Annotated in this window: 23 protein-coding genes; 11 read left to right on the plus strand and 12 right to left on the minus strand. The window is 68.3% G+C overall.

The annotated features are described in order from the left end of the window. Positions 1 to 198: 198 nt before the first annotated feature. The 4 genes from ABZ345_RS14345 to ABZ345_RS14360 all read right to left on the minus strand — a co-directional run bounded on the left by ABZ345_RS14345 (position 199) and on the right by ABZ345_RS14360 (position 3,823). Positions 199 to 567, minus strand: coding sequence for a heavy metal-responsive transcriptional regulator (locus ABZ345_RS14345; RefSeq protein WP_359847335.1), 369 nt, complete (start codon positions 565 to 567; stop codon positions 199 to 201). Between the two features lie 96 nt (positions 568 to 663). Further along, positions 664 to 2,166 carry an aldehyde dehydrogenase (NADP(+)) gene (locus ABZ345_RS14350; protein ID WP_359847338.1) on the minus strand — a complete coding sequence of 501 codons (1,503 nt, stop codon included), beginning with the start codon at positions 2,164 to 2,166 and terminating at the stop codon, positions 664 to 666. Beyond that, positions 2,163 to 2,990, minus strand: coding sequence for an NAD(P)-dependent oxidoreductase (locus ABZ345_RS14355; protein ID WP_359847341.1), 828 nt, complete (start codon positions 2,988 to 2,990; stop codon positions 2,163 to 2,165). The genes ABZ345_RS14350 and ABZ345_RS14355 overlap by 4 nt, the downstream gene beginning before the upstream one ends. A 44-nt stretch (positions 2,991 to 3,034) precedes the next feature. After that, positions 3,035 to 3,823 (minus strand): IclR family transcriptional regulator, encoded by a 789-nt coding sequence (locus ABZ345_RS14360; protein ID WP_359847344.1) that lies wholly within the window; start codon positions 3,821 to 3,823, stop codon positions 3,035 to 3,037. A gap of 175 nt (positions 3,824 to 3,998) precedes the next feature. Here ABZ345_RS14360 and ABZ345_RS14365 point away from each other — a divergent pair, with 175 nt between their 5' ends. The 9 genes from ABZ345_RS14365 to ABZ345_RS14405 all read left to right on the plus strand — a co-directional run bounded on the left by ABZ345_RS14365 (position 3,999) and on the right by ABZ345_RS14405 (position 12,406). Then, on the plus strand, positions 3,999 to 5,276 hold the full coding sequence (locus ABZ345_RS14365; RefSeq protein ID WP_359847347.1) for a sugar ABC transporter substrate-binding protein: 1,278 nt from the start codon (positions 3,999 to 4,001) through the stop codon (positions 5,274 to 5,276). A 77-nt stretch (positions 5,277 to 5,353) separates the two neighbouring features. Then, on the plus strand, positions 5,354 to 6,244 hold the full coding sequence (locus ABZ345_RS14370) for a sugar ABC transporter permease (RefSeq protein WP_359847350.1): 891 nt from the start codon (positions 5,354 to 5,356) through the stop codon (positions 6,242 to 6,244). After that, entirely contained in the window at positions 6,241 to 7,122 is an 882-nt protein-coding gene (locus tag ABZ345_RS14375) for a carbohydrate ABC transporter permease (protein ID WP_359847353.1), read from the plus strand. The genes ABZ345_RS14370 and ABZ345_RS14375 overlap by 4 nt, the downstream gene beginning before the upstream one ends. A 9-nt stretch (positions 7,123 to 7,131) precedes the next feature. Further along, complete coding sequence (locus ABZ345_RS14380; RefSeq protein ID WP_359847356.1) at positions 7,132 to 8,034, plus strand: 5-dehydro-4-deoxyglucarate dehydratase; 903 nt, start codon at positions 7,132 to 7,134, stop codon at positions 8,032 to 8,034. Next, on the plus strand, positions 8,031 to 9,290 hold the full coding sequence (locus ABZ345_RS14385) for a glucarate dehydratase family protein (protein ID WP_359847358.1): 1,260 nt from the start codon (positions 8,031 to 8,033) through the stop codon (positions 9,288 to 9,290). The genes ABZ345_RS14380 and ABZ345_RS14385 overlap by 4 nt, the downstream gene beginning before the upstream one ends. Continuing rightward, entirely contained in the window at positions 9,287 to 10,414 is a 1,128-nt protein-coding gene (locus ABZ345_RS14390; RefSeq protein ID WP_359847361.1) for a hypothetical protein, read from the plus strand. The genes ABZ345_RS14385 and ABZ345_RS14390 overlap by 4 nt, the downstream gene beginning before the upstream one ends. Positions 10,415 to 10,521: 107 nt before the next feature. Continuing rightward, positions 10,522 to 10,959: a hypothetical protein gene (locus tag ABZ345_RS14395; RefSeq protein ID WP_359847363.1), complete on the plus strand. Its 438-nt coding sequence runs from the start codon at positions 10,522 to 10,524 to the stop codon at positions 10,957 to 10,959. Between the two features lie 98 nt (positions 10,960 to 11,057). Further along, the gene (locus ABZ345_RS14400) at positions 11,058 to 11,591 is read left to right on the plus strand and encodes a hypothetical protein (protein WP_359847366.1); all 534 of its coding nucleotides are present in this window, start codon (positions 11,058 to 11,060) and stop codon (positions 11,589 to 11,591) included. A 17-nt stretch (positions 11,592 to 11,608) separates the two neighbouring features. Continuing rightward, complete coding sequence (locus tag ABZ345_RS14405; RefSeq protein ID WP_359847369.1) at positions 11,609 to 12,406, plus strand: alpha/beta hydrolase; 798 nt, start codon at positions 11,609 to 11,611, stop codon at positions 12,404 to 12,406. Here ABZ345_RS14405 and ABZ345_RS14410 read toward each other — a convergent pair. The 6 genes from ABZ345_RS14410 to ABZ345_RS14435 all read right to left on the minus strand — a co-directional run bounded on the left by ABZ345_RS14410 (position 12,356) and on the right by ABZ345_RS14435 (position 19,613). Continuing rightward, entirely contained in the window at positions 12,356 to 12,748 is a 393-nt protein-coding gene (locus tag ABZ345_RS14410; protein ID WP_359847371.1) for a glyoxalase, read from the minus strand. The genes ABZ345_RS14405 and ABZ345_RS14410 overlap by 51 nt on opposite strands. Before the next feature lie 234 nt (positions 12,749 to 12,982). Further along, positions 12,983 to 14,638, minus strand: a complete 1,656-nt coding sequence (locus tag ABZ345_RS14415; RefSeq protein WP_359847530.1) for a fumarate hydratase — start codon at positions 14,636 to 14,638, stop codon at positions 12,983 to 12,985. A 328-nt stretch (positions 14,639 to 14,966) separates the two neighbouring features. Then, a complete protein-coding gene (locus ABZ345_RS14420; RefSeq protein ID WP_359847374.1) occupies positions 14,967 to 15,956 on the minus strand; it encodes a sigma-70 family RNA polymerase sigma factor in 990 nt (329 codons plus the stop codon). Between the two features lie 267 nt (positions 15,957 to 16,223). After that, the gene (dtd, locus tag ABZ345_RS14425) at positions 16,224 to 16,649 is read right to left on the minus strand and encodes a D-aminoacyl-tRNA deacylase (protein WP_359847377.1); all 426 of its coding nucleotides are present in this window, start codon (positions 16,647 to 16,649) and stop codon (positions 16,224 to 16,226) included. Next, positions 16,646 to 18,100, minus strand: coding sequence for a methyltransferase (locus ABZ345_RS14430; RefSeq protein ID WP_359847380.1), 1,455 nt, complete (start codon positions 18,098 to 18,100; stop codon positions 16,646 to 16,648). Before ABZ345_RS14430 ends, dtd begins: the two co-directional genes overlap by 4 nt. Positions 18,101 to 18,125: 25 nt before the next feature. Further along, a complete protein-coding gene (locus tag ABZ345_RS14435; RefSeq protein WP_359847382.1) occupies positions 18,126 to 19,613 on the minus strand; it encodes a helix-turn-helix domain-containing protein in 1,488 nt (495 codons plus the stop codon). 54 nt (positions 19,614 to 19,667) lie between these two features. Between ABZ345_RS14435 and ABZ345_RS14440 the strand changes: the two genes are divergently transcribed. Continuing rightward, a complete protein-coding gene (locus ABZ345_RS14440) occupies positions 19,668 to 20,003 on the plus strand; it encodes a DUF3099 domain-containing protein (protein WP_359847385.1) in 336 nt (111 codons plus the stop codon). 4 nt (positions 20,004 to 20,007) lie between these two features. On the opposite strand, the gene ABZ345_RS14445 is transcribed toward ABZ345_RS14440, so the two are convergent. Then, a complete protein-coding gene (locus tag ABZ345_RS14445) occupies positions 20,008 to 20,886 on the minus strand; it encodes a carbohydrate kinase family protein (RefSeq protein ID WP_359847388.1) in 879 nt (292 codons plus the stop codon). Further along, positions 20,883 to 21,785, minus strand: coding sequence for a pseudouridine-5'-phosphate glycosidase (locus ABZ345_RS14450; protein WP_359847391.1), 903 nt, complete (start codon positions 21,783 to 21,785; stop codon positions 20,883 to 20,885). The genes ABZ345_RS14445 and ABZ345_RS14450 overlap by 4 nt, the downstream gene beginning before the upstream one ends. A 31-nt stretch (positions 21,786 to 21,816) precedes the next feature. Here ABZ345_RS14450 and ABZ345_RS14455 point away from each other — a divergent pair, with 31 nt between their 5' ends. Continuing rightward, positions 21,817 to 22,062, plus strand: coding sequence for a DUF3039 domain-containing protein (locus ABZ345_RS14455; RefSeq protein WP_045316583.1), 246 nt, complete (start codon positions 21,817 to 21,819; stop codon positions 22,060 to 22,062). Positions 22,063 to 22,429: the final 367 nt, after the last annotated feature.

Consider the following 22,429-nt stretch of genomic DNA (forward strand, 5'->3'; position numbering starts at 1 on the left):
CGTCGCCGTGCGATGACCATCTTGCCCTGGCGAGTCGCGAATGGAGCTGGAGAATTCGTTTAAACATCGGGCTGCTGTTGGAGTGGTGACATGTTCCCGACACGAATCCGGCGGGCGCCTCGCCGGATTGGTGTGAACCGACCAATCAATCGTCGGTCAGCAGCACTCGCAACACGTGCAGCATCCGTCCACTTCCGATCACCTCCCCTCCGGCGGGCACAGCGGTGAACAGTCGGTCCCGACCATGTCCACCAGGTCCGAACGGAGTCGCGCGAGCCTGTCCATCTCCGCGTCGATCTCGGCGATGTGCCGGCGCAGCAGCTGCTCGGCCGGTTCGCACGGGCACTCGCCGGTGTCGCGCACGGCGAGCAACGACGAGATCTCGCGCAACGTCAGGCCGAGGCGCTGGCAGTCGCGGATGAACAGGATCCGGTCGGCGGCCGACGACGGGTACTGCCGATAACCCGACGCCGTGCGCGGCGGCGGCGCGAGCAGGCCCGCGCGCTCGTAGTACCGGACGGTGTCGGGCCGGACCCCGACCTGACGTGCGAGCTCGGCGACTCTCATGCACCCAACGCTAAACCTGTGAGCGCACTCCAAAGTCAAGTGCGCAAAAAAGCGGGGCTGCCGACGTCACGTCAGCAGCCCCGCCCGCAAAACCGGTCAGTCGACCACGAGCACACCGTCCACACGGCGCGGAATGCCCAGCGGGTTCGCGTCCTGCAGCTCAGGAGGCAGCAACTCGTCCGGCCACGACTGGTACGTCACCGGCGCGATCCACCGGCGGATCGACGTCGCACCCACCGACGTGTGCAGAGGGTTCGTCGTCGACGGCCACGGGCCGCCGTGGTGCTGGCCCCACGCCACCGCGACACCGGTCGGCCACGCGTTGAAGATCAACCGGCCCGCGACGTGCCGCAGGATCTCCGCGATAGCACCGGCCTCCGCGTGGTCCGACTCGGCCGCGTGCACCGTGCCGGTCAGCGTGCCCGGTAGCTTCGCGAGCACCGAGTGCAGCTCCGACGGCTCCGAGTACGTCACGATCAGCGCGGCCGGGCCGAAGTGCTCCTCGGTCAGCTTCTCGAGGTTCTCCTCGAACACCTTCACCGACGTGGAGAACAGCAGCGGCGCCACCGCCCACGCCTCGTCCGGGCGGACACCGGAGGACACCACGGAAGCGAGGTCCGACGCGGCCAGCGCGTCCGTGCCCGCCTTGTAGGAGTCGCACATCCGCTCGTTCAGCATCGCGCCGCCGGACGAAGCCGCGACGGCCTCACCCAACGCCGGCACGATCGACTCCGGCGCGAACACCAGACCGGGGTTCGTGCAGAACTGCCCGACGCCCATCGTCAGCGACTGAGCGAAACCGGCCGCGATGTCCGCGGTGGCCGCACCGGGCAGGATCACCGTCGGGTTCACGCTGCCGAGCTCGCCGTAGAACGGGATCGGGTCCGGCCGGCCCTGCGCCAGGTCGAACAACGCCCGCCCGCCACCGGTCGACCCGGTGAAGCCGACCGCGCGCACCGCCGGGTGCTTCACCAGCGCGACACCGGACTCGGTGCCGAACACGATGCCGAACACACCTTCGGGCGCACCGGCGTCGCGAAGAGCGTCGATCACCACCCGCGCGGTCTCGCGCGACGTCGACGGGTGCGCCGAATGTGCTTTCACCACAACGGAACAACCGGACGCCAGCGCGGAAGCCGTGTCACCACCGGCCACCGAGAACGCGAATGGGAAGTTCGACGCGGAGAACACCGCGACCGTCCCCAGTGGACGGAGAACGCGCCGCAGCACGGGCCGCGGCGGGATGATGTCCGGGTTCGCCGTGTCCAAAGTGGCCTCGACGTAGCTGCCCTCGCGCAACACCTCCGCGAACAACCGCAGCTGGTTCGTCGTGCGCTTCAGCTCGGTCGTCAGCCGCGGCACACCCAGCGCCGTCTCACCGTCGGCCGTCTCGACGAGCAACGACGACTCGGCGTCCAGCGCGTCCGCGACCTTCTCCAGCACGACAGCGCGATCCGCTGCCGGAACGACCGACCACGCCGAGAACGCAGTGGCCGCGGCCGTGGCGATCCGGTCCACCTCGCTGTCGGGGGTCTTCGCAACCGGTTCGCCGAACGGCTCACCGGTGCGCGGGTTGTATCCCTGCACGACGTGGCTCAACGCCCTGCCTCCTTGACTGCCGTGTCGAAATCGGGGCCGCACCAGGCCCCGCCCACGTACTTCGCCGCGTACGACGAGGGATCGAGCTCACCGCCGTGCTGCTCCAGCACGGCGGCCGCGTACTCCTCGGAGTCGTCCTGCGGCTCGTACCCGATCGCGCGGGCCTCGTCCAGCGAGAACCAGCCGCGCTTGTTGTTCGAAACGCCCCACACGATCCGGAATCCCGGCGACGCGACCGAAAGGCACGCCTCGAACAGCCGCGCACCGTCGTCCGGCGACATCCACGTCGACAGCATCCGCACGTCCCGCGGCTTCTCGAAGCACGAGCCGATGCGGACCGCGATCACGTCCATGCCGTAGCGGTCGGCGTAGAGCGAGCCCAACGCCTCCAGCGCCACCTTGGACACACCGTAATAGGTGTCCGGACGCGGGAAGAGGTAATCACCCGCCTCGCCGTTGGCCCGCTCGACGTACCCCACCGCGTGGTTCGAGCTGGCCAGAACGACCCTGCGGACACCGGCGCGCCGGGCGGCTTCCAGCAGCGTGTGCGTGCCGTCGATGTTCACCGTCAGGATCTTGTCCCACGCCTCCTCGAGGCTGTGGCCGCCGAGGTGGATCACGGCGTCGACGTCCTTCATCGCGGCTTCCATCGCGGCCATGTCGGTCACCGACGCCTGGACGAGCTCGACGTTCTCGCCGTCAGCGGCCGCGGGTAGCTCCGCGATGTCCAGCAGCCGCAGGACACGGCCCTGGGCCGCAAGGCGAGAACGCATGAGCGTTCCCACCCCGCCACCGGCGCCGGTGATCAGGATGCGTGCGGTCACGGGTTGGACCCCTCCGTCTTGTGCAGATGTTTCAGTAAACCTTTTCACCTACCGAACTGGCGGAGAAGCTCGGTAATCGTCCGGGCGGCGTCAAGCAGAGCGGCGACGACCTGCCGCTCGTGCTCGGGGTCCAGTCTGCCCAGTGGGACCGAGCAACTCATAGCGTCCAGAACGGGGTTCCTGTAGGGCAAAGCCACCGCGAAACAGCCCAGTCCCGGCGTGTTTTCCTCGCGTTCGTGGGCATAACCGACATTTCGGAACCCTGCGAGCTGCTCGTGCAACGCAGCCCGGTCAGTCACGGTGTTGGGGGTCAGCGGGGCCAGTTCATCGGGGAGGATCAGGTCGACCTCCTCCGGCGTGCGCGTCGAGAGCACGGCCTTGCCCAGTGACGTCGAGTGCGCGGGGAGCCGGCGGCCGACGCGCGAGACGACGCGCAGGTGGTGTTCGGACTCGCGGCTCGCCAGATAGACGACGTCGGCACCGTCCAAACGGGCGAGGTGCACCGTCTCGTTGATGTCCTGCCGCACCTGCTCCATCACGCGGATCGCCGCGCGCACCACCGGGTCGTGGTCCAGATAGGACGTACCGACGAGCAGTGCGCGCACGCCGATGCCGTACGTGCCGCGGTCCGAGTCGACCTCCACCCAGCCGCGCGCCACCAGCGTCTGGAGCAGCATGTACAGGCTCGACTTGGGGTAGCTGAGCTCGCGATGAAGCTCCGTCAGCGTCAGCCTGCGGTCGGACGCGGAGAGCACTTCGAGCAGCTCCACCGTCCGGTCGGCGGACTTCACCGCACCCGGACGAGTAGTGCCCTTGTCGATCGGCGACGCCACGTGGCCTCCTCGGCCGTTCTCTGGAAACCCGTACGCAACACGCCCTTGACACGTTGCTGTGCTGATTCTTACAGTCCTGCACCAGGTTCACAAGTACGACCGCGGTTCACATACGTGAAAATGAAGGGCTCCGACGATGCGCCGTAGAACTGCCGCGACAATCGCCACACTCAGCGTGGTCGCATTGCTTGCTGGTTGCGGAAGTTCGAACACGCCTACGTCGACCAAGGACCCGAACAAGCCCCTCGAGGTGTGGACCCGCTCGACGGAGGCGACGGCGAAGGTCTACGAGAAGATCTTCAAGTCCTTCTCGGACAAGACCGGCGTCAAGGTGGACTACAAGCCGATCTTCAACGACTTCGACAAGCAGGTGCAGCAGCGCGCCGCGTCGAAGGACCTGCCCGACGTCGTCATCACCGACACCGGCTCGCTGGGCAACTTCGTCAAGCAGGGCTGGACGACCGAGGTCAAGCGCGAGGACATCGCGGGCGGCGGCGACATCGTCGACCGCGCCTGGAACAACGGCAAGGGCGCGGACGGCAAGTACTACGCCATCCCGTACTCCACTCAGGCGATGGTCACGCTGATCCGCAAGGACTGGCGCGAGAAGCTCGGCAAGCCGATCCCCACGACGTGGGAAGAGTTGGACGATCTCGCGCGTGCGTTCACCCGTAACGACCCTGACGGCAACGGGCAGAACGACACCTACGGCATGCTCGTCCCCGGAACGGTCGACCGCGGCTACCTCGCGTGGTGGGCGGCCAGCTACATCTGGCAGGGCGGCGGCGACATCCTCGACGAGGAGGGCAACGGCAAGTTCTCCGTCGGCATCGACTCGCCCGAGTCGACCAAGGCGATCGAACGCCTGCGCAAGCTCTTCTGCGAGGACAAGGTCATGCAGCCGGGCTCGCTGACGCTGGGCACGAACGACGCGCACCCGCTGTTCGAGGCGGGCAAGAGCGGCATCTACCTGACCGGTCCGTACATGATCGGCCGCTTCGACAAGTCGGTCGGCAAGGACAAGTACGAGGTCATCGCGTCCCCTCGCGGCCCGGCCGGTGCCACGGTCCTGGGCGAGGGCGAGGACGTCTACCTGATGGCCGGCTCCGCGAAGACGGCCGACCAGAAGAAGCTCGCCGAGTACCTGATCACGCCCGAGGCGCAGCAGGCCGGCATGAAGGGCGACCCGCAGCCGGTGGTCCGCCTGCCCGTCAACAAGAACGTCGACGTCAACGCGACCTACAACGACCCGCGCTGGGCGACCGTGGCGGGCGTGTACAAGAGCGAGGCGCGGCCGTTCCCCAGCGTTCCGAACTTCACGCCCTTCCGCCAGAAGACCTCGGAGACCCTGAACTCGATCTTCGCCAAGTGCCCCGCCGACTCGTCGGCCGAGCTCAAGACACTGGCGGAGGCGCTGAAGAAGGAACTTGACAACCAGAAGGCGTCGCAGTGACGGCAGTTCGGCATCACAGCGACACCCAAGACGTGGGCTCGACGGCTAGTGGCGGCGGTGCCGTCGAAACCCACCCCGTGAGGCGGCGCCGCCGGCGCCGCCTCACGGGAGCCACCTTCATCCCGTGGCTGTTCCTGCTTCCCGCCGCAGTGATCTTCCTGGTCTTCAAGTTCATCCCGATGGCCGAGGGAATCCGGCTCTCGCTGTTCGAGGTCCGGCCTTTCCTCGGCGACATCTTCGTCGGCTTCAAGAACTACGCCGCGATCCTGCAGGACGAGAAGTTCCTGACGGCGTCGTGGCACACGCTGGTCCTGGCCGGTGGGCAGACGCTCGGTGCGATGCTCATCGGCTTCTTCCTGGCACTGCTGCTGGAGGGCCACTCCAAGTCGCTGTGGTTCGTCCGGTCCGCCGTGTTCCTGCCGGTGGTCGCCGCGACCGCGGTCATCGGTGAGATCTGGCGCCTCATCTTCTACCCGGCGCCGGAAGGGTTCCTGAACGACCTCATCTCGTGGGTCGGCCTGGGTCCGTGGGAGTACATCAGCAGCCCGGACACCTCGCTGGTGTCGGTCATGTTCGTCGGCATCTGGAAGCACGCGCCGTACGACATGGTGCTCATCCTCGCCGGGCTCGCCGGCATCGACCGCCAGCAGTACGAGGCCGCGGCCATCGACGGAGCCTCGACGCCGCAGCGGATCTGGAACGTGACGCTGCCGGCGTTGCGGCCGGTCATCACGATTCTCCTGACGCTGGCGGCGATCCGCGGCCTGCGCGTGTTCACCGAGGTCTACGTCCTGACCGGCGGTGGTCCCGCGGGATCGACCGACGTCTGGATGACACGCGTGTACACAACGGCGTTCGAACAGTCCGAAGCCGGTCTCGCATCCGCTGGCTCGGTGCTGTTGTTCCTGGTTACCTTGATTTTGACGGTCAGCGTGCAGTGGTACCGCCGCAGGAGGGAGGCGCGATGAGCAGCATCAACTCCAGCCGCTTCGACAGCGCCATCGGCTGGTCCACCCGTCCGGACGCGTGGGTCGGCAAGGCCGTCCGGGTCCTTCTGAGCGCCCTCGCTGTAATCCTTTTCTGCGGCCCGTTGCTGGTCATCTTCTCCGGCGCGTTCGACCACAACCCGGATCCGACCAAGCTCTCGGTCGTCCCCGACAACCCGTCGCTGATCAACTTCAAGGTGGCGGGCGAGAACAAGATCTGGCACTACCTGGCGAACTCGCTGTTCATCGCCGGAGGTGCCTTGCTGTTGCAGCTGGCGGTGAGCGTGTTCGCCGCCTACGCGTTGGCGCGCAAGAAGTTCCGCGGTCAGGCCATCGCGTTGTTGGTCATCCTTGCCACGATGATGTTGCCGGAGGAGGTCATCGCGATCCCGCTGTCGCTGGTGATCGGAGACCTACCGCTGGTGCACGTGAGTCTCAAGGGCACCCTGCTGGGCGTCATCCTCCCCCTGGGGGCGTGGGGTTTCTCCATCTTCGTCATGACGGAGTTCATGAGGGAGATCCCCGCCGAACTGGAGGAAGCGGCCAAAGTGGACGGTGCCGGGGAGCTGCGTCTGTTCGCGCAGATCATCCTCCCGCTGTGCAGGCCCGCGCTCGGCGTCATCGCCGTGTTCGGCTTCAACATGATTTGGGAGCAGTACCTGCTCCCCCTGATCGTCGCCGCTGACCCCTCCGATTACACGCTCACGGTCGCACTTCTCGCGCTCAGATCCGATGATCAGGTCGGGACGGGCATCGTGCTGGCCGGAGCGTTGCTGGCGCTGGTACCGAGTCTCGTCGTGTACCTGTCGCTGCAGAAGTCCTTCCTGCGTGGGATCACCACCGGAGCGATCAAGGGATGAGTGTCTGGTATGCAACTCGATGGTGTGCTGTTCTTTCCGGTGACCCCGTTCGACACCGAGGGGAACATCGCGTTCGACGTGCTGGCTGAGCACGTCAAGCACGGTGTCTCCGCCGGCCCGGGCGCGGTGTTCGCCGCCTGCGGCACCGGCGAGTTCCACGCGTTGGGGCTGGAGGAGTTCGAGCGCGCGGTGTCGGTGGCGGTCGAGGCGACCGCGGGCAAGGTGCCGGTGTTCGCCGGCGCGGGCGGCTCGGTCGTGGCGACCAAGCAGTTCGTGCAGGCGGCGGAACGCGCCGGCGCGCAGGGCATTCTGCTGCTGCCGCCGTACCTCGTGACCAACCCGGCCGCCGGACTCGTGCGGTACGTGACCGAGGTCGCGGGCGCCACCGAGCTGCCGATCATCGTGTACCAGCGCAACAACGCGCGGTTCACGCCGGACACCGCCGTCGAGGTGGCGCGGATCCCGAACGTCGTGGGCTTCAAGGACGGCATCGGCGACCTCGACCAGATGCAGCGGATCGTGCTCTCTGTGCGTGCGGGCATCGACAAGCCGTTCCAGTTCTTCAACGGCCTGCCGACCGCGGAGATGACGCAGCTCGCGTACCGGGGGATCGGTGTCGAGCTGTACTCGTCTGCGGTGTTCTGCTTCGCGCCGGAGATCTCGCTGGGCTTCTACAACGCCGTGCAGGCGGGCGACACCGAGCTGGTGAACCGTTTCCTCTACGAGTTCTACAAGCCGCTGGTCGAGCTGCGCGACAAGGTTCCCGGCTATGCCGTCGCCCTGGTGAAGGCCGCGGTGCGCGCGAACGGGCTCGACGTCGGCGGTGTGCGGCCGCCGCTGATCGACCCGTCCGACGAGCACCTGGCCGCTCTGGACAAGATCATCGCCGCGGGCAAGGCTCTGCTGGCATGAAGATCACCGAGATCGTCCTGACTCCGATCGCGTTCCGGGACCCGCCGCTGCTCAACGCGGCCGGCGTGCACGAGCCGTGGGCCCTCCGCACGATCGTCGAGGTGCACACCGACGAGGGCATTTCGGGGCTGGGGGAGACCTACGGCGACCTCGGGCACCTCGAGCGCTCGCGGTCCGTTGTGGACTCCCTGATCGGCCTGGACGTCTTCGCGCTGAACGAGATGCATGCTCGGGTCGCCGCTCTGCTCGGTGGCAAGGCGGCACCGGACAAGCACGGGCTGACCGGGAAGATCACGGCGGAGAGCGCTGTCGACCGGGTGTACTCGCCGTTCGAGGTGGCGTGCCTGGACATCCAGGGCAAGGCTCTCGGGCGTCCGGTGCACGACCTGCTGGGCGGCGCTGTCCGTTCTTCGGTGCCGTACTCCGCCTACCTGTTCTACAAGTGGGACGGGCACCCCGGCGCCGAGCCCGACGAGTGGGGCGAGGCGGTCGACCCCGCCGGGATCGTGGCGCAGGCTTCGAAGATGATCTCCGAGTACGGGTTCGGGTCGATCAAGCTCAAGGGCGGTGTCTTCCCGCCGGAGCAGGAGATCGAGGCGATCCGGGCGTTGCGCGAGGCGTTCCCGGACCACCCGCTGCGGCTGGACCCGAACGCGGCGTGGTCGACAGCGACGTCGCTGAAGGTCGCGGCGGAGCTGGACGGCGTGCTGGAGTACCTGGAGGACCCGACTCCGGAGATCTCCGGCATGGCGGAAGTGGCTGCGAAGGCGCCGATGCCGTTGGCCACCAACATGTGCGTGGTCGCCTTTGAGCATCTGAAGCCGTCGGTGGAGCAGGACGCGGTGCAGGTGCTGCTGTCCGATCACCACTACTGGGGTGGTCTGCAGCGGTCGCGTCAGCTGGGCACGATCTGCCAGACGTTCGGGATCGGGCTGTCGATGCACTCGAACTCGCACCTCGGTATCTCGCTGGCTGCCATGACGCATCTGGCCGCTGCCACGCCGAACCTGAACTACGCGTGCGACACGCACTACCCGTGGAACGCGGCTGACGAGGTCGTGGAGCCTGGTGTGCTGTCCTTTGTGGATGGTGCAGTGCCGGTGCCGTTGTCGCCTGGTCTTGGTGTTTCCCTGGACCGCGATGCGCTGGCGCGTCTGGCGGAGAACTACGTTCGCTGCGGCATCACCGCGCGTGACGACACGGGCTACATGCAGAAGTTCGACCCCAGTTACGAGAGGAAGCGTCCCCGGTGGTGAAGTCGGTTGTCCACGCCTATCCGTGGGACCTGATCGGGGACCCTGAGGCCGTTGCGCGGTACCAGGGTCTCGGGGTGGACGCGATCGCCCTTGCCGCGTCGTACCACACCGTGCGGGCCGCGACACCGTTGCACCCGTCGCACCGGTTGGTCGACGCGCGGCACGCGGCATTTTATTTGCCGGTGCGTGCCGGCAACTACGGTCGGCTCGTGCCCGCGGAACCGTCCTGGATGGACGGTGCGGATTCGTTCGGTGAAGCGGCTGCTCTGGTTCGTGCGGCTGGGCTTCCCGTGTACGCGTGGACTGTTCTGACGCACAACTCGCGGCTGGGTGACCTGCACCCGGACGTGACGGTGGTGAACGCGTTCGGCGATCGCTACCCGTACGCGTTGTGCACCGCGCAGCCCGACGTCGTGGAGTACACGTCGGTGCTGGTGTCCGAGGTGCTGGAGCTCGGCGCGCCGGACGGGATCATCCTGGAGGCCGCCGGGCCGCTGGGGTTCGTCCACGGCGGGCACCACGAGAAGACCGACGGCACGGACTGGAACCCGGTGCAGCAGAAGCTGTTGTCACTGTGCTTCTGCTCTGCGTGCACCGCCCTGTACGCCGACCCGGATGCCCTGCGCGAAGCGGTCCGGGCCGGGGTTGATCGCGGTGCGTCCAGCGTTGAGGAAGCGTTGGGCGCGCTCGCGGAAGACGTTCAGGCTGTGCGCACCGGGATTGTCCGGTCGTTGCGGTCGCGGCTGGTCTCCGAGATTCGTGCTGTGGCGCCTTCGGTTCGGGTCGGCATGCACGTGACGGCGGATCCTTGGGGCACCGGGCCGTTCGCGACCGTTGCCGGGGGTCTGGGCGTGGATCTCGACGTGGTGACGACGATGTGCTGGCCTGGTCCCGAGGTCGCGGTGCCGGGCATCGAGGCGTTGCGCGCTGTTGCTCCGGACACGCGGATCGCCGCGTACGTGCTGGGGTTGCCGCCGAAGCCCGCGGACGGCGCCGCGTTGTCGAAGGAGTGGCTGACCTACCTCGACGCCGGTGTGGAGGAGTTCCACCTCTACCACGGCGGGCTGGCGTCGGCGGCTCGTCTGGAAGCGCTGCGCGAGGCGGTCGCGGCCGTTTCCCGGTAACTGTGAAGCTCCCAGGGGAAAGTGACTGCAACCCGCTGTGAGCGCGGTTCCGTCCTCTGACCATGAGGCACATTGGAACCGTAGTTGGCCCACTTGTAGGTGCAGGCGTGTTGCTGCTGGTGGTTTCCGCTTGCGGCAGTGCGCAACACGCGGGCACTGGGGCAGGTGGCGGTCCGACGTTGCCGACCGCCACCTCGCCCTCTGAAGTGCCTCCGGGTATCGCACCCGGAGAAGTGCCGCCGGACGGCAAACCGGTGACGAAGCTGGACACCAACGCTTTGTCGCCCGACTACCCGCACACCGTCTGGACACAGGGCGACGGCCGGACCGTCGGTGTCATCGCCCAGGAGGGCGGGTGCGGGAAGGCCAGCGCGTCCGTGCTGGAGCAGTCTGCCGACGCGGTGAAGATCGAGCTCGTCGAGACGACGCCGCTGACCAAGCAGATGTGCACCATGGACATCCGCTTCCCTCCGCTCACGGTGCAGCTCTCCGAGCCCCTTGGTGAGCGCACGGTCGTGTTGACGTCGCGGCAGGAACAGAAGTAGACCCCTCCCCCCACGGTGCCCGGTCGGCATCTGCCCCGCCGGCCGGGCATCTCCTACCGTCACCTGGCCCCTTGGACCGGTTTGCAAGGATGGTGCGCATGAGAAACGTCGTCGCTGCCGTTGCTCTCGCGGTTGCTGTCTCAGGTGCCCTGGCCGGGTGCTCGTCCGGCACGCAGTCCAACGCGCCCGGATCCTCCTCCGGCTCGTCCAGCGGCGCGCCGACGTCCGGCACGTCCGCGCCGGGTTCGACCGGCGCGAACCCCACGGCCCCGGTCCAGCCTCCGGTCTCGATCTCGGAGGAGAAGCCGGTCGTCCCGCCCAACGTCACGCCGGTCGCCAAGGACAAGGTCGACACGACATCGTTGTCAGACACCTACCGCGACGAGGCCTACGTCTTCGGCGACGGCCGCGACGTCGAGGTCTTCGGCGTGGGCGGCGGCTGCAAGGAGGCTCGCGCCGAGGTGTCCGGCCAGTCGGCCGACCTCGTCCAGATCACGCTGGTCACGATCACCAAGCAGCCTTCGGGCACGGTGTGCACCCAGGAGATCCGCCAGGTGCCGTTGACCGTTCGCTTGGACGCCCCTCTCGGCAACCGTCGCCTGGTTCTCGAGTCCCGTGAGGAAACCGGCTGAGGGCGGGAAACTGATATATGGATCTTGACCTGGGCGGTCGCGTACTCCGCGTGTACGACGTCGGCGACGGTGTACCGGTGTTCTGGCACCACGGCACACCCAACATCGGTCTGCCGCCCGAGCCGCTGTTCCGCCCAGGCGTTCGCTGGATCTCCTACGACCGCCCGGGCTACGGCGGCTCGACCTCGGTCGGCGATCGGCCGGTGGGATCAGCGGCAACTGATATATCGCATATCGCCGACGCCCTCGAGATCCCGCGTTTCTCGGTCTTCGGGCACTCCGGCGGCGCACCACACGCCCTCGCGTGCGCCGCCCTGCTGCCGGACCGCGTCACCGCCTGCGTCGCAGGCGCACCCCTCGCGCCCTTCGACGCCGACGGCCTCGACTGGTTCGCCGGCATGGTCGCGCCGGCAGAGGGATCGCTTCGGGCGGCCGCCGCGGGCCGCGAGGCGAAGGAGCAGTACGAAGCGTCCGGCGTCGAGTACGACATGGACTTCTCCGAAGCCGACCTCGCGACGGTGAACGGCCCGTGGTCGTGGTTCGGCAAGGTCGTCGGCCCCGCCCTGGCGAACGGCCCCGGCCCGCTGATCGACGACGACCTCGCCTACGTGACGCCGTGGGGCTTCGACCCGGCCTCCATCACCGCGCCGACCCTCCTGCTGCACGGCGACCGCGACGGCATCAACCCACCCACGCACAGCCAGTGGCTGGCCACCCGCATCCCCGACGCGGAGCTCCGCCTGACCCCGGGCGACGGCCACATATCAGTTCTGGATCATGCTGAATCGGCCCTCGACTGGCTCCTGGCCCGCTAGGAACTCGACCCGGTTTCCGACCCCGTCGAACGTGTGGAACCTGCGCCGCCCCGGGATCTCCGCCGGGTCCGCCCAGACGACCGGACACCCTGCCGCCGCCACTGCCTCGGCGACCTCGTCGACGTCGACGACGAACGCCGGGTGAGCTTTGCGCGCGGGCCGGAAGTCCGCCTCGACACCGACGTGCACCTCGCCACCACCCGGCACCTCGAACCAGCACCCGCCCCGAGCCGCGAGCAACGGCGGCTTGGGCAACTCGGTCCACCCCAGCACCCCGCCGTAGAACGCCCGCTGCTCGTCCTCCGCACCCGCCGGACACGCCACCTGCACGTGGTGAATCACCGCGACACCCCCGCTCGCTCCGAATACAGGACAAGCGTACTGCTAACCGTTCACCGATGTTATGTCAGACGCCCAGCCCACCCACCTGTGCCTTAGCAATGACTCTTTGGACGACGTCGTCAAAAGACTTGTTGCAAAGGTCGAGAAGCACGACAGCCGGGGCCAACCGATATATCAGTTGGCCCGGCTGTCGGGGTGTCGTGCGGCTAGCGGTTGGAGATCAACAGCTGGAGATCAACGGCGGAAGCTGATTTGCAGGGTCGGGGCGGACGTCTCGGCGAAGAAGTCATTGCCCTTGTCGTCGACGACGACGAAGGCGGGGAAGTCCTCGACCTCGATCTTCCAGACCGCTTCCATGCCGAGCTCGGGGTACTCGAGCACCTCGACCTTGCGGATGCAGTCCTGCGCCAGGCGGGCCGCCGGGCCGCCGATGGAGCCCAGGTAGAAGCCGCCGTGCGTGTTGCACGCCGAAGTGACCTGCTTGGAGCGGTTGCCCTTGGCGAGCATCACCAGCGAGCCGCCCGCGGCCTGGAACTGCTCGACGTAGGAGTCCATACGGCCAGCGGTGGTCGGTCCGAACGAGCCGGACGCGTAGCCCTCGGGCGTCTTGGCGGGGCCTGCGTAGTAGACCGGGTGGTCCTTGAGGTACTGCGGCATCTCCTCGCCGGCGTCGAGGCGTTCCTTGATCTTGGCGTGGGCGATGTCGCGGGCCACGACGAGCGGGCCGGTCAGCGAGACGCGGGTCTTCACCGGGAGCTTGGTGAGGACCTCGCGGATCTCCGCCATCGGGCGCGTGAGGTCGATGCGGACGACCTCGTCGGACAGGTCCTCGCCCTCGATCTCGGGCAGGAACTGGGCCGGGTCGCGCTCCAGTTGCTCCAGGAAAACGCCCTCGGGCGTGATGCGGGCCTTGGCCTGGCGGTCGGCCGAGCACGAGACCGCGACGCCGACCGGGAGGGACGCGCCGTGGCGGGGGAGGCGGATGACGCGCACGTCGTGGCAGAAGTACTTGCCGCCGAACTGGGCGCCGATGCCGAAGTTGCGGGTCAGCTCCAGGACCTGCTGTTCGAGGTCCTTGTCCCGGAACGCGTGGCCGGACGCCGAGCCCTCGGTGGGCAGGTTGTCGAGGTAGCGGGCCGAGGCGAGCTTCGCGACCTTGAGGTTCTGCTCGGCGGACAGGCCGCCGACGACGACCGCCAGGTGGTAGGGCGGGCACGCGGCGGTGCCCAGCGAGCGCAGCTTCTCGTCGAGGAACGACGCGAGGCGCTTCGGGTTCAGAACCGCCTTGGTCTCCTGGTAGAGGAACGTCTTGTTCGCGCTGCCGCCGCCCTTGGCCATGAACAGGAACTCGTAGACGGGCTCCTGGCCGGGCTTGTGGAAGACCTCGATCTGCGCGGGCAGGTTCGTGCCGGTGTTCTTCTCGTCCCAGAACGTCAGCGGCGCCATCTGCGAGTAGCGCAGGTTCAGCTCCTGGTAGGCCTCGAAGACGCCGCGGGCGAGAGCCTGCTCGTCGTCGCCGCCGGTCAGGACGGTCTCGGAGCGCTTGCCCATGATGATCGCCGTGCCGGTGTCCTGGCACATCGGCAGCACGCCGCCGGAGGAGATGGCCGCGTTGCGCAGCAGGTCCATCGCGACGAAGCGGTCGTTGCCCGACGCCTCGGGGTCGTCGATGATCTTGCGCAGCTGGGCGAGGTGCGACGGGCGCAGCAGGTGCTGGATGTCGCGGATGGCTTCCTTCGCGAGCAGCGTCAGCGTCTCGGGGGCGATCTCCAGGAACTTGCGGTCACCGGCCTCGATCAGCTTCACCCCGTCGGAGGTGAGGAGGCGGTACTCGGTCTCGGTGTCCTTCGCGAGCGGAAGGACATCGGTGTACTCGAAAGTGGTGGGCACGTCGTACACAACTCCAACGGTGTGCAGTTCGGATCAGAAAACCGTACCGCCATCAAAGGGAGGTGCTGATGTGATCCCCGACCACCGTGTTCTTCATGACTCACCACGATCTCGTGAGGGGCACGTCGGCGCCCGAACCCGCGGGGGTTCGGGGTCGTCCACCAGAAGGCGGAAAGCGGAAGGCCGCGGCAGCCCCCGGCTGCCGCGACCTTCCTTCGTGTGCGAAACCTGACTCACGTCGGGCGTCGCGTGGCTCTGGTAACGCCCGACCGTGCCGTGAGTTGAGTCACAAGTCAATACTGCCGGACGAGTGATGTCCGAACCGTGATTACGAGGCGTAGGCGCGCAGCTTCGCGGCGCGTTCGCCCTGGCGGAGCTTGGACATGACCTCGCGCTCGATCTGGCGCACCCGCTCGCGCGAGAGCCCGAACCGCTTGCCGATCTGGTCCAGCGTGCGGGGCTGACCGTCCTCGAGCCCGTAGCGCAGCCGGATCACGGCCTGCTCGCGCGGTTCGAGGGTCGACAGCACGCGGCGCAGGTCGTCCTGCAGCAGGCCGGAGATGACGGCGCTCTCGGCGTCGGTCGCGTCCGAGTCCTCGATGAAGTCACCGAGGGGAGCGTCCTCCTCCGTGCCGACCGGCATGTCCAGCGATACCGGGTCACGAGCGTGGTCGAGCAGGTCGGCGACCTTGTCGACGTTGAGGCCGGCTTCCTTCGCGAGCTCCTCGGTCGTCGCCTCGCGGCCGAGCGTCTGGTGCAGGTCGCGCTTGATCCGCGCGAGCTTGTTCACCTGCTCGACGAGGTGGACGGGGAGGCGGATGGTGCGGCCCTGGTCGGCCATGCCGCGGGTGATGGCCTGGCGGATCCACCACGTCGCGTAGGTCGAGAACTTGAAGCCCTTGGTGTAGTCGAACTTCTCGACCGCGCGGATGAGGCCCAGGTTGCCTTCCTGGATCAGGTCCAGCAGCGGCATGCCACGGCCCGTGTACCGCTTGGCCAGCGATACGACGAGGCGCAGGTTCGCCTTGAGCAGGTGATCCTTGGCCCGGCGACCGTCGCGGACGAGCTCCCCCATCTCATCGCGGCGGGTCGGCGTGAGGCGCTTGGCCGTCTCCAGGACGTGCTGCGCGAACACACCTGCCTCGATGCGCTTGGCGAGCTCCACCTCCTCCTCGGCGGTGAGCAGCGCGGTCTTGCCGATTCCGTTCAGGTAGACTCGAACGAGGTCGGCTGCTGGACCTTGGGCGTCGAGTTCGTGCTCGACGACGGCGGGCGTGTTCTCTCCGACTTCACGGTCGGAGATCCTCGTGACGGTCATGGATCTCCCTCCCCCTGCTGCGGGCGACGCTGCTGTCGGTCAGGCCTGCATCTCCTGATCGAACAGTCGCGCGTGGCGGTCAAGGCGGCGCGGCGCTGCGCCCTGGTTGCCGGTTGCGGCGGGCCCGCTCGGGATCCCATCGCTAGCTGGCTGATACCTGGGTAACGAACCCGATTCCGAATTCGTTCCCGACTTCCTGACTTGAAGACGTCGCCGCTGTCACACGCGTTGCGCGAGTAATCTGAGGATTGGCTGAGAACCGTTTAGTCACACCTCGATGAGCACGGTGAACGGGCCGTCGTTCACGCTCCGTACCTTCATCTCGGCTCTGAATCGTCCCGTTTCGACCTGAGCGCCCTTTTGGCGGAGTTCCTGCACGACGGCGTTCACCAAGGGTTCCGCGTGCTCGGGCCGGGCGGCCGCCGTCCAGGACGGACGGCGGCCCTTGCGCGTGTCCCCGTAGAGCGTGAACTGGCTGACGACCAGCAACGGAGCGCCGGTCGACTCGCATGACTGCTCGTCGTCGAGGATGCGCAGCCCGTGCAGCTTCTGCGCCATTTTGCGGGCGTGCTCGGCCGTGTCGTCGTGGGTGACTCCGAGCAGCACCAGCAATCCGGGCTCGTCGATCGCGCCGACGATCTCCCCTTCGACTTCCACGCTCGCTTCTGTGACGCGCGCCACAACTGCTTTCATACGGGAATCAACATTCCGTGCCGGATGAGATCACGAACGATCGGCAACGCGGCTTCTGCATCGATTTCTCCGTAAGCGAACTCGAGGAGTGCGAGCAGGTCCTCCAGCGGCAGCGCGCCGTTGCATCCGGCGATGAGCTTCGCGGTCGCCTCGTCGACCTCGTGCTGCCAACCCGGCCCGTCGGTGCGGTGCAGCCGGGCGACGACCTTGCGCCAGCCGTCCTCGCTCGGTTCGGAGACCTCTTCGAGCAGCACGGTGTCGGCGACCCGGAACCGCTGCCCCAGAAGGTCCGGGTTCGCGCGCAGCCACGCGACGTTGTCGAGCCACCGCGCCGCCTCCGGACCCAGCGGGTCGTCGTAGGCGTGGCGCAGGTCTTCACACACGACCTGAGAGTGCATCTCGTCAGTGCGCCTCAGCGTCACGTACCCGAAGCCGACGCCCACGACCTGGTTCTCCTCGAACCAGTCGAGCCACGCCGCGGCCTTCTGCTGCCCCTCGGGACTGCGCGGATCGACGCCGGCGTCCTTGAGCCACGTGCCCACGTACAGGGCGGGCTCGGCGATGTCGCGCTGCACGAACCACGCGTCGATCCCGCCGCGGGGCAGCCAGCCGGAGACGCGCTCCTCCCAGTCCTCACCCCTGCGGTGCACCCACGAGGCGAGCAGCTGGCCGACGCCGCCCTCGTTGAGGAACGCGGGCAGCTGGCGGATGACCAGGGCCGACGCGTCGTCGCCGCCGAGGCCGGAGTCGCGGTACACGTAATCCACGCGTGGCGGACCCACGACGAACGGCGGATTGCACACAACCTGGTCGAACCGCCGGTTGCGGACCGGGCCGAACCACTCGCCCTGCAGTGTCTCAACGTCGAGGTTGTTCATGCGGAACGTGCCCTGCGCGAGCTTCAGCGCGCGCTCGGACAGGTCGGTGGCGGTGATGCGCTCGGCGTGCGTGCTGGCGTGCAGCGCCTGGACGCCGCAGCCGGTGCCGAGGTCGAGGAGCGTGCCGACCGGGGTGCGCCTGGTGGCGCGGGCGAGGCTGATGGAGGCGTGGCCGACGCCGAGCACGTGGTCCTCGGGGACCGCTCCGCCGCGCAGGTCGGAGTCGAGGTCGGCGATGACCCACCAGTTGTCCTCGTACGGCCTGACGTCCAGTCCTGCCTTCAGATCTTTGGTCAAGATCTCGTTGGTGACGGCGTCGTCGATGTCGACTCCGTCGAGCGCCTTGCGGACGTCCTGTTCGGGCTCCTGGTCGCCCAGCAGGAACAGGCGGATCAACGTGCCGAGCGACCCGGCGTCCCTGCTGGCGCGGCGGGCGGGCTCGGGCTCACCGCGGCCGAGTGCGGCGTGAGCCTGAGGACCGAGGGCGTCGACGACGCCGTCCGCGGTGTAGCCGGAGTTCAGGAATGCCTCGCGCAGGCGGGCGCAGAGATCAACGGAAAGATCGGGGTGCACGGGTACAGATGTTTTCACGCCCCAGTTATTGCCGCGTGATGTGGAGGGCGATGGCCATCGCGAGGCGTTGTTCGGGGTCGTCGAGGGGGAGGGGCGTCACCTCCGCCATTTTCTGCATCCGGTACCGCAGCGTGTTCGGGTGGACGTTGAGCTCCCGCGCCGCCGCTCGCACGTCCCCCTGCGCCGCCAGCCACGCCTTCAACGTCATCGCATACTGCGTCCCGTATTCAGCGTCGTACCGCAATATATTGGATATCGGCCCGCGCGCAGGGAGACGGCCGGCCTCGGCGACGGCGGCGAGCCGATGCAGCAACACTCGTGCCCAGGCGTCGTCGTATACAACCGGTGCACCGGTGGAGAGCGCGAGGCATTCATCGGCTTCCTGCCGCGACGTCGGCAGCTGCGTGGCCTCCGCCGGTCCGCCGATCCCCGCCAGCACCGTCGCTTCCGCTGGAAGTTCTCGCACCAGTGAACGCACCCAGCCGACGGCGTCGTCGGCCGCCGGGATGACCGTGTAGAGGACGTTGCCGAACAACGCGCTGCGCCCTGGCCGCGACCAGCCGAACCCGGCCGTCGCCCGTTGGAACGCGAGCACCGCCGCCCCGTGCTCGCCCTCGCCCGCGTGCGCCTGCACCGCGATCACCCGCAGATCGGCCGACGGCAACCCGAGCCGCGCGACATCGGCGGACTCGGGATGGTCGAGCAGCCGGATCACCAGATCCGCCTCGGCCTGGCGTTCCAGATCCGTCGACGCCCGCGACCGCAACAGGTGCAACGCCGCCGTGCGCGCGCCGTCGACCAACGCGGCCGACCTCGCCGCGTCGACCGGCCCCGTCACCTCGACCCAGACAGACCCCAGCAGCTCACGACCTGCCCGCACAGCCGCGACGAGGCGGTTGCCCAGTTGCGGGGTCAGCTTGGGCACGAAGATCGGTTCGTCGGACGACGCGAGGTGGCTGAACACCCCGAACTCGTCGAGCGCGCGCCGGGCCTCTTCCGGGACGCGCCGGCCGAGGATCGTCTGCACCCGCACGGGGTCGACGTCCTCCTGCCGGTACGAGTAGGCCAGCACGCGGGACTGCTGGTCCTCGATCGTCACCGGCCCGCCGACCACGCCCGCGATCACGTCGGCCAGGCCGAACAGGTCGCCGGTGCGCGTGCCGCCGTTGACCAGCGTCTGCGTGACGTTCGCGAGCTGACTCCACGGCACCGACGGATCGACGAGCAACACCGCCGCGCCGGACTTCTTCGCGGCGGCGACGACACGTTCGTCGAGCGGCGGCTTGCCGTGCAACACCACCGCCGACGCCACCGTCGAGGACACCAGTCGCGCCGCGGCGGCCACCGAAGGCGTGCCGAGGCCGAGAAGAACATCGCCCGCGGCCGCCGGCGTGTTCTCCGCCGAATCGTGCAGGGCAACCCCGCGGAGTTCGGCGTCACGGCCTCTTGGCGCGCACGCCAGATGCGTGCCCAGACTGCCGAGCACGTCCACGAGGCGATCAAGGGCGACCACTCGCGGATGTTAACCGCCGACCGGGTGCCCCGAGCGTCACTCGGACGTGGGACCATGGAACACGGAGGTGGTGTCGTGAGCAGTCCCGATCGGAACGACACCCCGGTGTTGATCACCGAGGCGGCCCCGTCCTACGAGGAACAGCACGCCGCCCGGCGCCGCAAGTACGCGATCATGATGAGCCTGCGCTTCCCGTGTCTCATCCTCGCGGCCCTGTTCGCGCACACCTGGTGGCTCGCGCTGTTCTTCATCGTGCTGTCCGTGCCGCTGCCGTGGATGGCCGTCCTCATCGCGAACGACCGCCCGCCGCGCAAGTCGGAGAAGGCCAACCGCTACGAGGTCGAGCACCGGGCCATCGCGCCCAAGAGCACCACCGTCATCGACGGCTGACCTCTCAGCGAGGCGGCTGGGCGCCGACGACGCCGACGGCCCGGGACCCCGCGCGAACTCCGCCCAGCAGGGCGTCGCGCTTCGAGGCACCGGCGAGCCAGGCCGCCAGCAGCCCCGCGTCGAAGGCGTCACCGGCACCCGTCGAGTCGACGCACTCAGTGGTTTCAGCGGGGACTGAGATCAAATCTTCGTCGTCGATCCAGGAAGCACCGCCGGGGCCCGTCGTCACGACCACCGCGCCCACGTGCGTGAGGAGACTCTTGGCGGAGGACGGTTCGGCCGAGCCGGTCAGCGCCAGGAGCTCGTCGGCGTTCGGCATGAGGATGTCGACGCCGCGGACGTCCTCCAAGAAGGCCTCGGCGGAGTGGATCAGCACCGCTGCCTGGGGGTCCACCGACGTGGTCCAGCCCGCGTCACGGGCCGCTTGGAGAGCCGCCAGGCCTGCCGCGCGGGAGGTGGCGTCGAGCAGGACGTAGCCGGACAGGTGCAGGTGGCCGTCGGGCGCGGCGAGCAGTCCGGGGTCCAGGTCGGCAGGGGAGAAGCGGGCGTTCGCGCCTCGGTCGGGGAGCATCGAGCGCTGGCCGTCCTCGTCGACGAGGACGACCACGCAGCAGGTGGCGAGGTCAGGGTCGACGGCGAACGCGCACTGGACGCCCGCCGAGGTCAGCTCGGAGTGGACCTGACGGCCCGCCGAGTCCGCGCCGACCCTCGCGACCAGCACGGGGGACGCACCACACGCGGCCAGCCACACGGCGGTGTTCGCGCCGGCGCCGCCGGGCTCGATGGTCACCTTGGCGCGGACGTCACCGCCGTGCGCGATGGGCCCGCTGTGGCGGGCGACGACGTCCAGGCCGGCGTCGCCGACGACAACGACAGGCCTCACTGGGACAGCTCACCGAAAAGTGCCACGGCCACAGCGGCGGCGACCGAGACGTTGCTGACCACCAGTGCCTCGTTGGCGTCCAGGCTCACGCCGGCGCTGGCGGTGTGGAAGTGCTCCAGGAGCACCGGGGTGACGTCCTTGCCGCGCACGTCCTGGTCGACGAGCTTCTGCAGGCCCTCGGCGAGCAGGCGGTCGTGCAGGCCGGCGTCCATCTCGAAGTCGGCGGGGATCGGGTTCACCAGGAGCATGCCGCGCCCGCCCGCGGCGAACACGGCGGCGGCCTCGGCGGGGTTCTCGACGCGCCACGGCACCGAGTACTCCGACTCGCGGCGGTAGAAGGCCGGGAAAGCGGAGGTGCGGTAGCCGACGACGGGCACGGAGCGGGTCTCGAGGACCTCCAGGGTCGCGCCCATGTCCAGGATCGACTTCACGCCCGAGCAGACGATCATCACGGGCGTCGTGGCGACGACGTCGAGGTCGGCTGAGACGTCCCACGTCTCGCGCGCCCCCCGGTGCACGCCGCCGAGGCCGCCGGTTCCGAACACGCGGATGCCGGCCGAAGCGGCCAGTGCGGCGGTCGAGGCCACGGTCGTCGCGCCGCTGCGGCCCAGGGCGTAGGCGGGGCCGAGATCGCGCAACGACAGCTTCACCAGATCGCCCGCGGTGCACACGCGGTCCAGCTCGGACTGGGTGAGACCGATGTGCGGCACACCGTCGAGCACGGCGATCGTCGCGGGCACGGCGCCGGCCTCCCGCACGACCTTCTCCAGTCGCGCGCCGACGGCGAGGTTGCGCGGCGCGGGCAGGCCGTGGGACAGGATGGTGCTCTCAAGAGCGACGACGGGCCGGTTCTCGGCCAGTGCGGTGGCAACTTCTTCGGCGATGTGCAGCGTGGTCACGAGGGGACATCATCCCAGGTACCCTGGGCGAGTGAGCACCCAGACTCTCCCCGAGGTCGACGTACGGCCGGAAGGCACCGACCAGACCGGGGACGACGCCCCGAAGATGTTCCACTACGTGCGCAAGGCGAAGATCGCCGAGAGCGCCGTGATGGGAACGCACGTGGTCGCTCTGTGCGGCGAGGTCTTCCCGGTGACGAAGTCGCCGAAGCCTGGTTCGCCGGTGTGCCCTGACTGCAAGAAGATCTACGAGAACCTGCCCGCCGGCGGCGAGTAGCACCCTCCAGAACCTGACAGCCGCGCCCGGCGTCTCGAGCTCACTCGAGGCGCCGGGCGCGGCTGTTCGCGTTTCAGCGCTCACGTCTGTCAATTAAACTTTACTTGACAGTTCGCGCAGTCGAACGGCAGCATCGCGCTGTGCGACTGCAACCGGCCGGCCAGCTGTGGTCGGCACGGCCGGACCGGTCGGCGCCAGTACGCGCGAGCTGACCGGGAGGGTTCTCCACGGCGGGGATGGCGTCGGTCGCCCCCACCGTTTCGTGCAACTGTCACGCACGTGTGAGCGGGACGTGAGCTGCGTCCACTACTTTCGCGCCTGTTACATCCGAAGCGTGAATTTTCGCACGTTGACCTGCGAAAACGGG

Source organism: Lentzea sp. NPDC005914 (assembly GCF_040629405.1).
In the GTDB taxonomy this organism is placed as follows: domain Bacteria; phylum Actinomycetota; class Actinomycetes; order Mycobacteriales; family Pseudonocardiaceae; genus Lentzea.

Excerpts from the sequence above, each read along its gene's own strand:
- ABZ345_RS14345 (WP_359847335.1), bottom strand. The coding sequence starts at position 567 with ATGAGAGTCGCCGAGCTCGCACGTCAGGTCGGGGTCCGGCCCGACACC.
- ABZ345_RS14375 (WP_359847353.1), top strand. The coding sequence starts at position 6,241 with ATGAGCAGCATCAACTCCAGCCGCTTCGACAGCGCCATCGGCTGGTCC.
- ABZ345_RS14380 (WP_359847356.1), top strand. The coding sequence starts at position 7,132 with ATGCAACTCGATGGTGTGCTGTTCTTTCCGGTGACCCCGTTCGACACC.
- ABZ345_RS14385 (WP_359847358.1), top strand. The coding sequence starts at position 8,031 with ATGAAGATCACCGAGATCGTCCTGACTCCGATCGCGTTCCGGGACCCG.
- ABZ345_RS14400 (WP_359847366.1), top strand. The coding sequence starts at position 11,058 with ATGAGAAACGTCGTCGCTGCCGTTGCTCTCGCGGTTGCTGTCTCAGGT.
- ABZ345_RS14405 (WP_359847369.1), top strand. The coding sequence starts at position 11,609 with ATGGATCTTGACCTGGGCGGTCGCGTACTCCGCGTGTACGACGTCGGC.
- ABZ345_RS14420 (WP_359847374.1), bottom strand. The coding sequence starts at position 15,956 with ATGACCGTCACGAGGATCTCCGACCGTGAAGTCGGAGAGAACACGCCC.
- dtd (WP_359847377.1), bottom strand. The coding sequence starts at position 16,649 with ATGAAAGCAGTTGTGGCGCGCGTCACAGAAGCGAGCGTGGAAGTCGAA.
- ABZ345_RS14440 (WP_359847385.1), top strand. The coding sequence starts at position 19,668 with ATGGAACACGGAGGTGGTGTCGTGAGCAGTCCCGATCGGAACGACACC.